General features: G+C 54.5%; 16 protein-coding genes and 2 pseudogenes. All 18 read left to right on the top strand.

The window, feature by feature from the left end:
• Nucleotides 1-735, top strand: coding sequence for a ribonuclease III (rnc, locus tag NWF35_RS00515; protein ID WP_301237157.1), 735 nt, complete (start codon nucleotides 1-3; stop codon nucleotides 733-735).
• Between the two features lie 150 nt (nucleotides 736-885).
• Nucleotides 886-1,080 carry a hypothetical protein gene (locus tag NWF35_RS00510; protein WP_301237156.1) on the top strand — a complete coding sequence of 65 codons (195 nt, stop codon included), beginning with the start codon at nucleotides 886-888 and terminating at the stop codon, nucleotides 1,078-1,080.
• Between the two features lie 13 nt (nucleotides 1,081-1,093).
• Nucleotides 1,094-1,702 carry a putative glycolipid-binding domain-containing protein gene (locus tag NWF35_RS00505; protein WP_301237155.1) on the top strand — a complete coding sequence of 203 codons (609 nt, stop codon included), beginning with the start codon at nucleotides 1,094-1,096 and terminating at the stop codon, nucleotides 1,700-1,702.
• Between the two features lie 72 nt (nucleotides 1,703-1,774).
• Nucleotides 1,775-2,107 carry a tRNA-binding protein gene (locus tag NWF35_RS00500; protein WP_301237154.1) on the top strand — a complete coding sequence of 111 codons (333 nt, stop codon included), beginning with the start codon at nucleotides 1,775-1,777 and terminating at the stop codon, nucleotides 2,105-2,107.
• Between the two features lie 317 nt (nucleotides 2,108-2,424).
• On the top strand, nucleotides 2,425-6,015 hold the full coding sequence (gene smc, locus NWF35_RS00495; RefSeq protein WP_301237153.1) for a chromosome segregation protein SMC: 3,591 nt from the start codon (nucleotides 2,425-2,427) through the stop codon (nucleotides 6,013-6,015).
• Nucleotides 6,016-6,030: 15 nt separating this feature from the next.
• Nucleotides 6,031-7,020 carry a signal recognition particle-docking protein FtsY gene (gene ftsY / locus NWF35_RS00490; RefSeq protein WP_301237152.1) on the top strand — a complete coding sequence of 330 codons (990 nt, stop codon included), beginning with the start codon at nucleotides 6,031-6,033 and terminating at the stop codon, nucleotides 7,018-7,020.
• Nucleotides 7,021-7,121: 101 nt separating this feature from the next.
• Nucleotides 7,122-7,454 (top strand): YlxM family DNA-binding protein, encoded by a 333-nt coding sequence (gene ylxM, locus NWF35_RS00485; protein WP_301237151.1) that lies wholly within the window; start codon nucleotides 7,122-7,124, stop codon nucleotides 7,452-7,454.
• Between the two features lie 34 nt (nucleotides 7,455-7,488).
• Nucleotides 7,489-8,844, top strand: coding sequence for a signal recognition particle protein (gene ffh / locus NWF35_RS00480; protein ID WP_301237150.1), 1,356 nt, complete (start codon nucleotides 7,489-7,491; stop codon nucleotides 8,842-8,844).
• Nucleotides 8,845-8,879: 35 nt separating this feature from the next.
• Nucleotides 8,880-9,152, top strand: a complete 273-nt coding sequence (gene rpsP, locus NWF35_RS00475; protein ID WP_301237149.1) for a 30S ribosomal protein S16 — start codon at nucleotides 8,880-8,882, stop codon at nucleotides 9,150-9,152.
• Between the two features lie 29 nt (nucleotides 9,153-9,181).
• Nucleotides 9,182-9,415, top strand: a complete 234-nt coding sequence (locus NWF35_RS00470; protein WP_435873791.1) for a KH domain-containing protein — start codon at nucleotides 9,182-9,184, stop codon at nucleotides 9,413-9,415.
• A 26-nt stretch (nucleotides 9,416-9,441) separates the two neighbouring features.
• Nucleotides 9,442-9,966, top strand: coding sequence for a ribosome maturation factor RimM (gene rimM, locus NWF35_RS00465; RefSeq protein WP_301237147.1), 525 nt, complete (start codon nucleotides 9,442-9,444; stop codon nucleotides 9,964-9,966).
• Between the two features lie 10 nt (nucleotides 9,967-9,976).
• Nucleotides 9,977-10,717 (top strand): tRNA (guanosine(37)-N1)-methyltransferase TrmD, encoded by a 741-nt coding sequence (gene trmD, locus NWF35_RS00460; RefSeq protein WP_301237202.1) that lies wholly within the window; start codon nucleotides 9,977-9,979, stop codon nucleotides 10,715-10,717.
• A gap of 125 nt (nucleotides 10,718-10,842) precedes the next feature.
• Nucleotides 10,843-11,190, top strand: coding sequence for a 50S ribosomal protein L19 (gene rplS / locus NWF35_RS00455; RefSeq protein WP_205492419.1), 348 nt, complete (start codon nucleotides 10,843-10,845; stop codon nucleotides 11,188-11,190).
• A gap of 134 nt (nucleotides 11,191-11,324) precedes the next feature.
• On the top strand, nucleotides 11,325-11,870 hold the full coding sequence (gene lepB / locus NWF35_RS00450) for a signal peptidase I (protein ID WP_301237146.1): 546 nt from the start codon (nucleotides 11,325-11,327) through the stop codon (nucleotides 11,868-11,870).
• 15 nt (nucleotides 11,871-11,885) lie between these two features.
• The gene (gene ylqF / locus NWF35_RS00445) at nucleotides 11,886-12,794 is read left to right on the top strand and encodes a ribosome biogenesis GTPase YlqF (RefSeq protein WP_301237145.1); all 909 of its coding nucleotides are present in this window, start codon (nucleotides 11,886-11,888) and stop codon (nucleotides 12,792-12,794) included.
• A complete protein-coding gene (gene rnhB / locus NWF35_RS00440) occupies nucleotides 12,763-13,566 on the top strand; it encodes a ribonuclease HII (protein ID WP_301237144.1) in 804 nt (267 codons plus the stop codon). Before ylqF ends, rnhB begins: the two co-directional genes overlap by 32 nt.
• A gap of 217 nt (nucleotides 13,567-13,783) precedes the next feature.
• Nucleotides 13,784-14,190, top strand: a pseudogene (tnpA, locus tag NWF35_RS00435) (IS200/IS605 family transposase).
• Nucleotides 14,191-14,194: 4 nt separating this feature from the next.
• A pseudogene (locus NWF35_RS00430) lies at nucleotides 14,195-14,509 on the top strand (RNA-guided endonuclease TnpB family protein); the annotation flags it as partial.

Raw genomic sequence — 14,509 nt, 5'->3', positions numbered from 1 at the left:
ATGGATTTGACCGATTTGGAGCGAAAAGTCGGCTTCCCGTTTCGGAACCGTCGTTTGTTTCAGCAGGCATTTACCCATACGTCGTTTGCCCATGAGAAAAAGGGAAACGTTTTTCACGAAGACAACGAACGGCTGGAATTTCTGGGGGACGCCGTGTTGGAACTGGCGGTTTCGGAGTTTTTGTTTCATCGGTTTCCCGACATGAGCGAAGGAGATTTGACCCGGACGCGGGCCCGAGTCGTGTGTGAACCGTCATTGGCCGCTTTTGCACATGAGCTCGATTTCGGTCAATACGTCCGTCTTGGCAAAGGGGAAGAGATGACCGGGGGCCGGACGCGTCCGGCCTTGCTGGCTGATGTGTTTGAAGCGTTTGTCGGAGCGCTGTACCTGGACCAAGGCTTAGATCGGGTCAAACAATTTTTGCATGCGGTAGTCTTTCCCCGCATAGATGAAAAATGGTTATCCCAGGTAACGGATGCCAAGAGTCAATTGCAGGAGATCGTGCAACAGGAACGAATGGGACCGTTGGAATATCAAATCGTGGATATTCAGGGACCTGCCCATGACCGCCATTTCGTGGCCGAGGTGTGGCTGGAGGGAAAACGGCTGGGCAGAGGCAGTGGTCGTTCTAAAAAGGAAGCGGAACAGCGTGCCGCCTTTGAAGCCTTGCAGAATTGGGAACAAGGCCCAGGTCGCCCAGGTCACGACATCGCCGACTCCCATCGGCAACGTTGACGGGGAATGGAAAACCGGAGCGCATCATGATTGCTCCGGTCAATTTGCCCATCGACATTGCCGATGGGATTTTCTTTTTTGTAGAAAATGGAGGTTCGATCATCAAGTTGTCGAAAATGGTAAGGGATCATGCGAAAGGGGAGGATGGGAATGGAGATATTCCATCATTCCATGTTGTTGGGGATGGGATTGTTCGGTATTATTCTTCCGTTTATTACTTTGATCACATATGTGGTGGTCATGATTTCGCTATGGAAGATCATGCGCGCCTTGCAAACTGCAGCAGCGGCTTTAGAGCGGTTGGCGGAACAGGAGACGGGATCCCGAACCGATATGCAGAAATGAGGGGAGATCGCTTGTGCAAACCCACCACTGGATGTGGAAAAGATTGGACACCGTCGGTTACGAGCAAGTCACACTGCAAGAAAAACAGAACGGTTGGCTCGCGGACGGTGTGGGGATATGGTTGGGAAGTGATGAGCCGGTTCGTTATCAATATTGGGTGCAAACGGATCAATGGTGGCGAACAAGGGAAGTGGTCGTCTGTCTGCAAAACCAGGAGGATTTGGAACCGATCCGGTTGATCTCGGATGGGACGGGGCATTGGCGGGATGCTTTCGGTCGTCCTGTTCCAGCCCTCGACGGGTGCGTAGATGTGGATTTGAACGTCACGCCGTTCACCAATACAATCGCCATACGCCGATTGGGTCTGAGTCCGACAGACATGGAGACGATTCGAGTCGTTTATGTTGATGTGCCGAGCCTTTGTTGGCTACCCATCTCCCAGCGTTACACCTGCCTCGTACGTACAGCTGACGAGACCGTATATCGATATGAGGGATTGGACACGGGTATCACCGCTGAGCTGCGCGTGGACGCAGAAGGCAGCGTGATCGATTACTCCGGATGGTTTGAACGAGTGTGGCATAAGACAACCTTGCCGCCGAAGGGGGAAACCCTGCGGTGATCGTCGCCGATGAGACGTTGCGCCGCACCGCTGATCAGTTGGAGAAATCAGCACCCGAAGAGGAGTGAGGCAATGGTTACCTACGCCGATTTTGAACGGATCGAGATGAGAGTGGGACGGATTGTGCGGGTGGAATCGTTCCCGGAAGCGCGTAAACCGGCATACCGTCTGTGGATCGATTTCGGAGAGCCATTGGGCGTGAAGAAAAGCAGCGCCCAAATCACGAAGCTGTATGAAACCGATACACTCGTCGGCACACAGGTGATCGCCGTTACCAACCTTCCGCCGCGTCAAGTAGCCAACTTCATTTCAGAAGTGTTGGTACTCGGAGTGGTGTTGGATGACGGAGAGGTGGCGTTGATCCGTCCCGACCGGGAGGTGCCGCTGGGAAAGCGCATTTTGTGAACTTTAGTCGATGTAGGTGTGTCGATAATTCGTTTCACCTTCGGATGTGATCAGGCACGTCCTGGAATTGAGGATCGAAGCGGGAAAGAGAGGATAGTGTGTAAAGAACTTTTGCAAATCGATTTGTAATATTTGCACCTGAGTTCCCGGTATAACCGTTATGTGGTAAAATAGTGCAGTTCGGATGAACTTGCCCGGCTGATCCGTTGTCTCTCATGGTGGAAGGGTGGTCTTTGTCCGATCGTCACACCATGGTGGAAGCGGTTGCCGGGCAAATAAGTCCGGATCGTGAAACTCGAGCGAAAGGAGGCTAGCACGTGCATCTCAAGCGGTTGGAGATGATGGGGTTCAAGTCGTTCGCGGATAAGACCGAATTGGAATTCGTCCCCGGCATCACCGCCGTGGTCGGTCCCAACGGAAGCGGCAAAAGTAATGTGACCGACGGCATCCGCTGGGTGCTGGGAGAACAAAGCGCCAAATCGCTCCGGGGGTCCAAGATGGAGGACGTGATTTTCGCCGGCAGTGATTCGCGCAAGCCGGTCGGGTTCTGCGAAGTCTCCATCACGTTCGACAACGCGGACAGAAAATTGAACCTTGATTATTCAGAAGTGACGGTCACCCGTCGTGTCTATCGCTCGGGAGAAAGCGAATATCTGCTCAACAGGCAACCATGCCGTTTGAAGGATATTACCGAGTTGTTCATGGATACCGGGATCGGCAAGGAAGCCTACTCCATGATCGGTCAAGGGCGCATCGACGACATCCTGAGCACCAAATCGGAAGATCGTCGTGCCATTTTTGAGGAAGCGGCTGGAATCGTCAAATACAAATCGCGGAAAAAGGAAGCGGAAAAAAAGCTGGACGCTACCGAACAAAACCTGGCCCGGCTCAACGATTTGGTACTGGAGCTAAGGGACCAGGTTGCGCCATTGGCGGAACAGGCGGAGAAAGCGGCACAGTACAAAGAATGGCGCGCGCAATTGGAACAAACGGAAATCGGCTTGTATGTACATAAGATTGAAACCTTGCATCAGGCTTGGCAAGAAGCGACCAAGCAAGTGGAGTCGTTTTCAACCGGGCAAGTGGATCTGTCCGCCGAAGTCAGCCAACGTGAGGCCAAACTGGAATCTCTGCGCTGGGAGATCAGCCGACATGAGGAAGAGATGGAAGCACTTCAAACTCGGTTGCTGCAGGTGAGTGAAGAACTGGAAAAAGCGGAAGGGCGAAGAGAGGTCCTGCTGGAGCGGATTCGCAACCAAGAAGCAGCATATGCGCAGACCGTCTCGCGCATTGGAGAACTCCAGTCAGCCATGGTTCGTCTGCGGGAGGAACAGTCCGTTAACGACGAGCGCTTGCGGGAAAAAGAGGCCGAATTGGCGGAGGCCGAAGCCCGTCTGCGGGAAGCGGAAGCCCGTCTGGCCGCGACCGGGGACGATCGCGCAGTAGAACTGGAGCGGCTTCGTGACCGTTACCGGGAATTGACCAATGAGATCACCGCCTTGCAAAGCGAAGAGCGTCACCTGACAGATCGACGAGTGCAAACCGAGCGTCGGCTCGAAGAGTTGGCTGAACAAGAAAAGCAGCTGGTCGCAACGGAGCGGTCGCTGGCTGATCGGATGGAACAGCTCCGGCGCGAAACAGCTGAAGTGGAACAGATGTTGGAAACGGTAGCTGATGACTACCGGCGCACATTGGATGAGAAAAAAGCGGGGGAGGCCGAATTGGCCGAAATGGCCAAACGGCTCCGGCAAGCGGAACAACAAGTGGATGCCCTCCGTTCGCGTCACGAGATCGTCAAGGAGATGGAAGCTGAGCACGCCGGCTTTTTTCAAGGTGTCAAAGAGCTCTTAAAAGCTCGCGATCGCGGCCACGCGGCACTGAAGGGCATTCACGGCGCAGTGGCCCAATTGATTCAGGTACCCGCGGAATATGAAGCGGCGATGGAGACGGCGCTGGGCGGTGCCCTGCAACATTTGGTAGTCGACACGGAAGAGGATGGCCGCAAGGGGATTCGCTTCCTGAAGGAAAACGGTTTGGGACGTGCTACGTTCCTCCCGTTGGAAGTCATCCAACCGCGCCATTTCCCTGCTCATGAGGCAGACCGCCTGCGCAGTGTGGACGGCTTTGTCGGCATCGCGGCTGATCTCGTTAAATCGGATGATCGATACCGTTCGGTCGTGGAAAATCTGCTGGGACAAGTGGTGGTCACACGTACCCTGGAGAAGGCCAATGCGATCGCCCGTCAATTGGGCTACCGTTACCGGGTGGTCACATTGGATGGCGACGTCGTCAACCCGGGCGGTTCCATGACCGGTGGCAGCCGGCAAAAATCCAAGGTCAATTTGTTAGGACGCACACGTCAATTGGAGGAGTTGGAAACCCGTCTGCGGGAAGCAGAACGTGAATGGCGCGACATCGGGGAACGGGTGGACGCATTGGAGAATCGCCATCAGGCGTGGGAACAAGCATTGGAACAATTGCGCCGCCAAGGGGAGGAACACAGGGCCCGTAAACAGGAGCTGCATGCATCTGAGCGGGAAAAGGCAGTGGAACACCGGTCGGTCGCCGAACGGTTGCATGTGGTACGCGAAGAACGGGAAAAAACAGATGCGGAATTGGTTGAAATCGGCCGAAAGCAAACGGAGCTAGCCGAGCGGCTTGCGACACTGCGACAGGAAGCGGAGAAATGCCAAACCGCCATCGCAGAGTTGGAGGCGGAAGTTCGCCGGGAGGCCACCGAAAAAGACGAAGTGGGTCGCATGATCACAGAATGGAAAGTGACCGTGGCCCGGTTGACACAGGAAAAGGAATACCTGAAGACCAACGGATCGCGTGTTCGGGAAGAGCTGGACCGGTTGGACGAACAACTCCGTGCTGCGATGGAACAGCGGGAAGGGTTGGACGCGGAATTGGAACGCAACCGGAGTGAAGCAGAACAGCTGGAAGCGTCAACCGGCGATTTGCGCACAGTCAAATCCGAGACGCAAGCCCAGTTGGATGAAGCGCGCAAAAAACGGGACGGATGGTATCGTCAGCGGGAGGAGCTGGAGCGGGAGTTGCGTGAGGTGCAACAAACCCTGCGCAAACAAGAGGATCAACTCCGGCAACATGAAATCAAGGTCAACCGGATGGACGTGGAATTGAATCACTTGTTGGAGAAATTGGCGGAAGAATACGAGATGAGCTTTGAACTGGCCCGCGAACGGTTCTCCGTTCCGGAAGATCCGTCCCAAGCTGAGCGGGAGGTGAGATCTCTCAAACAAAAAATCGCCTCCTTGGGCGAGGTGAATCTCGGAGCGATCGAAGAATACAAACGGCTGACGGAACGCCTCGAATTTCTGGAGCAACAGCAAAATGACCTGATTGAGGCGAAAAACACGCTCTACGAAGTCATCCGTAACATTGAGTCGGAGATGTCCCGCCGTTTCCTGGAGAGTTTTGAAGCGATCCGTACCGAATTCCAGGACGTATTTGTTAAAATGTTTGGGGGTGGACGGGCAGATCTTCACCTGACCGACCCGGACAATCTGCTGGAGACCGGTATCGAAATCATGGCTCAGCCCCCAGGCAAAAAGCTTCAAAATCTGGGCTTGCTCTCCGGCGGGGAACGGGCATTGACCGCCATTGCGTTGCTGTTCGCCGTGATTCGCGTGAAACCGGTGCCGTTTTGCGTGCTGGATGAGGTGGACGCAGCGTTGGATGATGCCAACGTGGCTCGGTTTGCTCGTTATCTGCGGGAGTTTTCCCAAAACACCCAGTTCATCGTCATCACTCACCGGAAATTGACGATGGAAGGGGCTGATGTCCTCTACGGCATTACGATGGAGGAATCCGGGGTATCCAAGTTGGTGTCCGTCAAGCTGGAGGACTTCGAGGAGCAGGTGGAGGTGGCCGCCAGCCGCGCGTAAGGAGGGAGAACAACGATGAATTTTTTCAGGAAACTGAAGGAAAAGGTGTCCAAAACGACGGAGTCGGTGACGCAAAAATTCGTCTCCGGCCTGAGCAAGACCAGCTCGTCCCTGGTCGGGGCGATGGAAGATCTGATCCTGCGGCGCAATAAAATTGATGAAGAGCTGTTCGAAGAATTGGAGGAAATCTTGATCAGCGCCGATGTGGGCGTCTCGACGACGATGGAGCTGGTCGACCGCCTGCGCCAAGAGGTAAAAGAGCGCAAAATCCAGGATCCGGCCGAACTGCAACCCTTGATGTCGGAAATACTCCTGGAAATGATGAAAACCGATGACGTGACACCGTCCCTTGCCATGAACAACGAAGGGTTGACCGTCATCCTCTTTGTTGGGGTCAACGGGGTCGGCAAAACGACCACCATCGGCAAACTGGCGCACAAACTGAAATCCCAAGGCAAAAAAGTGGTATTAGCAGCGGGAGATACGTTCCGAGCCGGTGCGATCGAGCAGCTGGAAACCTGGGGGGAACGTGTCGGGGTGGATGTCATCAAACACCAAGCGGGTGCGGATCCCGCCGCCGTGGTGTACGACGGCATCCAGGCGGCCAAATCCCGCGGTGCGGACGTCCTTTTGTGCGATACGGCCGGACGCCTGCACAGCAAAGTGAATCTAATGGAAGAGTTGAAAAAGGTGTATCGGGTGGTTCAGCGGGAAGTGCCGGGCGCACCGCACGAGGTGTTACTTGTGCTGGACGCCACGACCGGACAAAATGCATTGCAACAAGCCAAAACGTTTAGCCAGGCCGTCAACGTCAGCGGGATCGTGTTGACCAAGCTGGACGGCACAGCCAAGGGCGGTATCGTCATCGCCATCCGAAACGAGCTGGATTTGCCGGTCAAATGGGTCGGTTTGGGAGAAAAGATGGAGGATTTGCAGGAATTCGACGCAGAACAGTTTGTCCACGGTTTGTTCGGCCAGTCACGGCTGATGGAAGAGGCGGAATGAAAGATATCAAGGAGAAAACCTTGACACCGGACGCGGGACGTGATAGAGTGTTACCCTGTAAAGGGCATTTCCTTGACGGGCTTGTTGCGAGGTGACTCCGCATGTTGGAGAAAACCAACCGGATCAATTGGTTGTACGATTTTTACGGTCCGTTGTTGACGGAGAAGCAACGAGCCATGTTGGAATTGTATTATCACGAGGATTGGTCTCTGGGGGAAATCGCCGAACATCACGGTATTTCCCGTCAAGCCGTGTTTGAAGCGATCAGACGGGCGCAGACCGCGCTGGAAGATCTGGAACAGCGATTGCACTTGTTGGAGAAACACAACCGCAGGATTGCCATCGCGGATGAGATACGGAAGCGGCTGGAAGTGCATCCCGAAGGGAAAGCACAGATCGAGCCGCTGTTGGATGCGCTGTTGGATCTGGATTAGGGTCTCGAAAAAAGCCTGTGCGGGAGGCGGCACAATGGCATTTGAAGGATTGTCCGAACGACTGCAGGCCGCCCTGCAAAAATTGCGCGGCAAAGGCAAAGTGACGGAAGCCGACGTCAAGGCGGCAATGCGCGAGGTGCGCCTTGCCCTGTTAGAAGCTGACGTCAACTTCAAAGTGGTCAAAGAGTTTGTTGACCGTGTTCGGGAACGCGCCGTTGGGCAGGAAGTGCTCAAAAGCCTCACACCCGGCCAGCAGGTCATCAAAGTGGTGAACGAAGAGCTGACTCGGCTGATGGGCGGGGAGCAAAGCAAACTCACTTTCGCCCAGCGCCCGCCGACCGTCATCATGATGGTCGGTCTGCAGGGGGCCGGGAAAACGACGACGACCGGCAAACTGGCGCGTCTGTTGAAAAAGCAGAACCGCAAGCCATTGTTGGTGGCGGGCGACGTCTATCGGCCGGCGGCCATTCGCCAGCTGCAGGTGCTGGGGGAACAGGTGGGCGTTCCGGTATTTTCAATGGGGGACAAGGAAAGTCCCGTCCGGATCGCTGCGGAAGGAGTTGCCCGGGCCAAGGAGGAAGGCTGTGACGTCGTCCTGATCGATACCGCTGGTCGGCTGCACGTCGACGAGGCGATGATGGAGGAGCTCCGGAAAATCCGTGAAGAGGTTCAGCCTCATGAGATTTTGTTGGTCGTTGACGCGATGACCGGTCAGGATGCGGTCAATGTGGCGGAAAACTTCCACCGCGAATTGGGATTGACCGGTGTCGTGCTGACCAAGCTGGACGGGGATACCCGCGGCGGTGCCGCCCTGTCGGTCAAAGCCGTCACCGACTGTCCCATCAAATTCGTCGGGATGGGTGAGAAGCTCGACTCGCTTGAACCGTTCCATCCCGAACGGATGGCTTCCCGAATCCTGGGCATGGGTGACGTGCTGACCCTGATCGAAAAAGCGCAAGCTGCGGTCGATCAGGAACGGGCCAAAGAGCTGGAGCGGAAAATGCGTACCCAGCAGTTCACCTTCGACGACTTTTTGGAGCAACTGCAGCAGGTGCGCAAAATGGGACCGCTCGACGAACTGCTGGGGATGATCCCCGGCATGGGTCAGCTCAAGGGGATGAAAAACCTGCAGATTGATGAAAAGCAGCTGGCCCGGGTCGAAGCGATCATCCGCTCGATGACACCCAAGGAAAAACAGCGCCCCGAAATCCTCAATGCCAGCCGGCGTCGCCGGATCGCATTGGGAAGCGGGACGAGCGTACAGGATGTCAACCGGTTGATCAAGCAGTTTGAGGATATGAAAAAGATGATGAAGCAATTCTCCGCCATGACCAAAGGCGGCAAGAAAAAGAAACGCGGCGGATTCCGTTTTCCCTTCATGCCGCAGTGAATATCCTTTGACTCTGTAAAAGGAGGTGAAGACGAATGGCAGTGAAAATTCGCCTGAAACGGATGGGTGCCAAAAAAGCGCCGTTCTACCGCGTGGTGGTAGCTGATTCCCGTTCCCCGCGCGACGGTCGTTTCATCGAAGAAATCGGGTACTACAACCCGCTGACCGAGCCGGCGCAAATCAACATCAATGAGGAAAAAGCCTTGAAATGGCTGTCCAATGGTGCCCAACCGACGGACACGGTGAACAACCTGTTCCGCAAAGTGGGTATCCTGAAAAAAGTGCACGAAGCCAAATACGGTAAGTAAGCACCCCGTTTTCGTGTAGCCAGGGGGGAATGGAAGTGAAAGAGCTGATCGAGCTGATCGCCAAAGCGTTGGTGGACCACCCGGACCAAGTGCGGGTGACGGAGCAGGTAAAGGATAACACGATCGTGTACCAACTCTCCGTCGCGCCAGACGATATGGGCAAAGTGATCGGCAAGCAGGGACGAGTGGCCAAAGCGTTGCGCACGGTGGTCGGTTCGGCCGCAGTGAAAGAGGACAAACGCGTCGTGGTTGAAATCGTCTGAGACTCCGCAGGGGGGGACCCCGATTCATGAATGAACAAACACATTTGTTGGTCGGCCAAGTGGTGACGACACACGGTATTCGCGGGGAAGTGCGCGTCTACCCTCACACCGATTTCCCGGAAGTGCGATTCGCGCAGGGAAGCCGGTTGTTGCTCACCCATCCCGACCTGAGGGAACCGCTTCCCCTCACCGTTGAGAAAAGCCGCCCTCACAAGCGCGTGGTGATCATCAAGTTCCGGGAATGGGACGACATCAATCAGGCGGAACCGTACAAGGGCGGAAAGCTGGTGGTGGAACGCGCTGATGCCGTGGATCTGAATGAAGGGGAATTTTATTTCCATGAAATCATAGGTTGCCAGGTGGTGACCACGGAAGGACGAAACATCGGCACGGTGCGGGAAATTCTTCAGTTGCCCGCCAACGACGTGTGGGTGGTGGCACCGTCGGACGGGGGCAAGGACATCTTGATCCCGTATATCGACGATGTGGTGAAGGAAGTGGACCCCGAATCAAAACAAGTGGTGATTCAGTGGATGGAAGGACTGGCGTGACGTGGTTCGTATGCATTTCGACGTACTGACCTTGTTTCCGGAGATGTTTACCGGATTTCTTTCGTCGAGTATCGTCAAAAAAGCCCATGAAAAAGGGATCGTATCCACTTCGGTTGTGGATTTCCGCGAATTCAGCACGGACAAACACCGCACCGTTGATGATACGCCGTATGGCGGCGGTGGCGGGATGGTGCTGAAACCGGAACCCTTGTTTCGTGCGGTGGAACACCTGTTGCAGGACGAACCCAAGCGCCCGCCGATTATCCTGATGACACCGCAGGGGGACCGTTTCACCCAGAAAAAGGCGGAGGAGTTGGCTGAGCACCGTCGTCTGATCTTGATCTGCGGCCATTACGAAGGCTACGACGAGCGCATTCGCCAACACTTGGCGACGGATGAAATCTCGATCGGCGATTTCGTACTAACCGGCGGCGAGCTGCCGGCCATGGTGGTAATGGACAGCGTGATCCGGCTGTTACCGGGTGTTTTGGGCAACGAATCGTCATCCAAAGATGATTCGTTCTCCACTGGATTGCTCGAGTATCCTCAGTACACTCGCCCCGCAGAATTTCGCGGGTGGAAAGTTCCGGACGTGCTGCTGTCTGGACATCACCAAAATATCGAACGTTGGCGCCGGCAGGAAGCGCTCAGACGTACCTGGGAGCGCAGACCGGATCTACTCCGGACCGCCCGGCTGACCGAGGAAGACCGGGCGTTTCTGCGAAAACTGGAGGAAGATTCCGGTGAGTAAGCCGTAGGTTTGTGCAACTGATCCCCATTGTGGTACAATATTTCCCGTGTTTTCCTTTTTCGTGCGGCAAATCGGGATCACTTGAGATACGGGTTTAGAAGTGGGAAAGGAAAGGAGTGAAAACGATGCATCCGTTGATTCAAAAAGTGACTGAAAGCCAAAAACGGCAAGACATCCCGGAATTTCGCCCCGGTGACACGTTGCGTGTTCACGTCAAAGTGATCGAGGGGCAACGGGAGCGGGTACAGGTGTTCGAAGGCGTGGTGATTCAACGCCGTGGAGGCGGAATCTCCGAGACCTTCACCGTCCGCAAAGTGTCCTATGGCGTAGGTGTGGAACGGACCTTCCCGCTGCACTCTCCGCGGATCGAGAAAATTGAAGTGGTTCGGCGCGGGAAAGTGCGTCGTGCGAAGCTGTTCTATCTCCGGAAGCTCCGCGGGAAAGCAGCGCGAATCAAAGAAATCCATTCCTGATCGAATGGTGGCGTAAGGGCTTGGCATCTCAAGCCCTTTTCCCGCATATATACTGAAAATTCATTAGTTCCGTGTCGCCCGTTATTCTGCACGATTTCAGATTTCGTTTGTGATCGCAAGGCAGGAGGAGCTTCATGAACCAATTACCCTCACGATCCGCCAGGCACAAAAGGCGCGGAAAAAATGAAGCATGGGAATGGTTGCAGGCGTTGGTCATCGCGGTGGTCCTGGCGCTGATTATCCGTTATTTTATCTTTGAACCGTTCAATGTTTCCGGCCCGTCTATGATGAACACATTGCATGACGGCGATTTCGTGTTGGTCAACAAACTCGTCTACCAGTACCGTATGCCCAAACGTGGGGAAGTCATCGTATTTGAAGCCCCCGGTCACAAAGATTACATCAAGCGGGTCATCGCAGTTGAAAACGACACCATCGAAGCCCAAAACAACGTCGTGCGGGTCAACGGCCATAGTATCAACGAACCGTACCTGTCGACACGCACGGATGATATCAAACTGCAAAGAGTCCCCAAGGGTCATGTGTTCGTCATGGGCGACAATCGTATGAACAGTAGCGACAGCCGGGACCCGGAATTGGGGCCGATCCCGGTGGACAAGATCGTAGGAAGGGCGGATGTCGTCTTCTGGCCGCTCAACGATTTTCGCGTGTTGTGGTAGAAAAGGTGTGGTCACATGGTGATTCAGTGGTTTCCCGGTCATATGGCCAAGGCGAAACGCCAGGTCGAAGAAAAGATGAAAATGGTGGATGTGGTGTTGGAGTTGTTGGACGCCCGTCTACCAATGTCCAGCCGCAATCCCCTGATCGATCGATTGGTCGGCAAAAAGCCGCGGCTGGTACTATTGACCAAGACCGACTTGGCTGATCCCACGGCCACAGAAGCATGGGTGAGTCACTTCAACCGGTTGGGGTTGGATGTATTGCCGGTGGATGCGACGACTGGAAAAGGAGTGGCCCAAATTCCCAAGCGGTGTGAGATGCTTTTGGCGGAGAAATTTGCGGCATTGGCTCGCAAAGGCATCCGAACTCGCCGTATCCGTGCCATGATCCTGGGTATCCCCAATGTGGGCAAGTCGACATTGATCAACCGGTTGGCTAAACGAAATGCAGCGCAGACCGGCGATCGTCCGGGGGTGACGAAGGGACAGCAGTGGATTAGAATTGGCAACGCATTGGAGTTGCTGGATACGCCGGGGATCTTGTGGCCAAAATTTGAGGATCAACTGGTGGGTTTGCGCCTGGCAGCCAGCGGGGCGATTCGAGAGGAAATCCTGCCGCTGGAGGAGGTTGCGGCCTTTGCTTTGCAATATATGGTGAACCGCTATCCGGTTTTGTTACAGGAGCGCTACGGGATCGCGCCGGGCGAGATGCAGGAAGGCGCATGGATGTTGGAAGAAGTGGGACGACGCCGGGGATGCATGCGAAAAGGCGGGGAAGTGGATTTGGAGAAGGCGGCGGAACTGGTGGTCCACGAGATTCGCTCTGGTCGAATCGGTCGCATCTCTCTGGAACTCCCGGACGATTGGCAGAAAGAAGGTGAATCATCGGCGCATGAGAGTCCCGGAAACGATTCAGTCCATTAAGAAGCGTTTGGAACAGGGTGAGGTCACTGACAATTTTTTAGCACAACTGAAACGGGATGAGCGGGTCGGTGTGCAAAAACTGGTGGCCTACTATCTACGCAAGCGGGAGCAGGAGCGTAAGGAAGCGGCACGCCTGGAGGAAATGTGGCGGTTTGAGCGGATGTATCGGGAACAGGGGTGCCGACTGATCGCGGGGATCGACGAAGCGGGGAGAGGCCCACTGGCCGGGCCGGTGGTTGCTGCTGCTGTCATTTTGCCGGAAGACTTTGATCCGACAGGACTCAATGATTCCAAGCAACTGTCGGCAGAAGAGCGGGCGACGCTGCGGAAACGGATCGAACATCATGCCGTGGCCATCGGGATCGGAATCGTGGAAACGGATTTCATCGATACATACAACATTTTGCAGGCTACATACGAGGCCATGCGTCGGGCTGTTAACGATTTGCCGATTCGCCCCGATCAATTGCTGGTCGATGCGGTGAAAGTACCCGATCTGTCGATTCCGCAACATGCCATCATCAAGGGGGACCAACTCTCCCACTCCATCGCTGCCGCTTCGGTGATCGCCAAGACGGTGCGGGATCAGTGGATGATCGAGCAAGCAGCACGTTATCCGCAATACGGTTTTGAGAAACATATGGGGTATGCGACACCGGAACATTTGGCGGCATTGGCCGAGTGGGGACCGTGCCCATTGCACCGGCGCAGTTTCGCGCCGATTCGCGAGATGGTGCAACAAGTGGAACGAACCACCCGGTCGACGGGGTGAAGCGATGAAAAGACGGAAACCGGATGACCGGCGCCAAGTAGGGAGGACGGGGGAAGCCATCGCTTGCCGCTATTTATAGAAAAAGTCATCTGAAAGCCCACGGTTTTAATTGTGGGATGAAAGGCGTTGCTCGGTGCCCTCTGAAAAGGGCGCTTAGAGCAACATTTTTTGTTTTTAGTTGTTGCAGTATTAATAAAATACTGATACAACTAAAACCATGGGACAAGCATACAGAAGGACGAAAAAGACGGTATCTTACTACCACTTTGTTTTCTGCTCACGTTATCGCAGAAAAGTGTTGATATACCAAGTGGAAGAGCGATTCAAACAGTTGGTGAAAGACACATCTGTCAGGAAAACGGCTGGGATATCCTTGCCATGGAAGTGATGCCAGATCACTGTCATCTGTTTTTAAACTGCCGACCCAGTGATTCGCCATCTGACATCATGGCAAAATTGAAGTGGATGACTACTAGAAAACTGAGGCAAGAATTCAATCACTTGTCTCATTTGCCCAGCTCTCATTTGCCCAGCTTGTGGACATGCTCATTCTTTTTAGTACGGCTGGACGTTTCAAGTGAAACGATCCAGCGATATGTGGAAGAACAAAAGAAAAGGGGGTGAATGGATGTCCACCATCACACTCAAGCTGGAACTATTCAAACCAACCAAATTCAAACAGGCCATGTATGAACGAATGACCCAGATCAACACGGAGTTTGCAAACTGGCTCTTGCTTCGTCCCGACGTGAACAAGGCGACCAGCAAGATTTTCAAGGAGTTTTCTAACGAGAAGTTCCCGTCTGCCATCATTAACCAAACGATCCGGGATGTGAGATCGCAGAAGAAACACCAACAAGCTCGGGTATTCAGGAAGATGTGGTGTTCGTTCAACAATCAGAACCTGAAAGTCGAGAAAAATGGCGACTTCTACACGGTGTCG

It is taken from the genome of Polycladomyces subterraneus, from assembly GCF_030433435.1.
GTDB classification, from domain to species: Bacteria; Bacillota; Bacilli; order Thermoactinomycetales; family JIR-001; genus Polycladomyces; species Polycladomyces subterraneus.
The sequence above is the reverse complement of the archived record's forward strand: the minus strand, read 5'-3'. Positions and strand labels throughout refer to the sequence as shown.

What these genes read in the sequence shown, in the direction of transcription:
- rnc (WP_301237157.1), top strand. Translation starts at nt 1, where the DNA reads ATGGATTTGACCGATTTGGAGCGAAAAGTCGGCTTCCCGTTTCGGAAC.
- NWF35_RS00510 (WP_301237156.1), top strand. Translation starts at nt 886, where the DNA reads ATGGAGATATTCCATCATTCCATGTTGTTGGGGATGGGATTGTTCGGT.
- NWF35_RS00500 (WP_301237154.1), top strand. Translation starts at nt 1,775, where the DNA reads ATGGTTACCTACGCCGATTTTGAACGGATCGAGATGAGAGTGGGACGG.
- ftsY (WP_301237152.1), top strand. Translation starts at nt 6,031, where the DNA reads ATGAATTTTTTCAGGAAACTGAAGGAAAAGGTGTCCAAAACGACGGAG.
- ylxM (WP_301237151.1), top strand. Translation starts at nt 7,122, where the DNA reads ATGTTGGAGAAAACCAACCGGATCAATTGGTTGTACGATTTTTACGGT.
- ffh (WP_301237150.1), top strand. Translation starts at nt 7,489, where the DNA reads ATGGCATTTGAAGGATTGTCCGAACGACTGCAGGCCGCCCTGCAAAAA.
- rpsP (WP_301237149.1), top strand. Translation starts at nt 8,880, where the DNA reads ATGGCAGTGAAAATTCGCCTGAAACGGATGGGTGCCAAAAAAGCGCCG.
- NWF35_RS00470 (WP_435873791.1), top strand. Translation starts at nt 9,182, where the DNA reads ATGGAAGTGAAAGAGCTGATCGAGCTGATCGCCAAAGCGTTGGTGGAC.
- rimM (WP_301237147.1), top strand. Translation starts at nt 9,442, where the DNA reads ATGAATGAACAAACACATTTGTTGGTCGGCCAAGTGGTGACGACACAC.
- trmD (WP_301237202.1), top strand. Translation starts at nt 9,977, where the DNA reads ATGCATTTCGACGTACTGACCTTGTTTCCGGAGATGTTTACCGGATTT.
- rplS (WP_205492419.1), top strand. Translation starts at nt 10,843, where the DNA reads ATGCATCCGTTGATTCAAAAAGTGACTGAAAGCCAAAAACGGCAAGAC.
- lepB (WP_301237146.1), top strand. Translation starts at nt 11,325, where the DNA reads ATGAACCAATTACCCTCACGATCCGCCAGGCACAAAAGGCGCGGAAAA.
- ylqF (WP_301237145.1), top strand. Translation starts at nt 11,886, where the DNA reads ATGGTGATTCAGTGGTTTCCCGGTCATATGGCCAAGGCGAAACGCCAG.
- rnhB (WP_301237144.1), top strand. Translation starts at nt 12,763, where the DNA reads ATGAGAGTCCCGGAAACGATTCAGTCCATTAAGAAGCGTTTGGAACAG.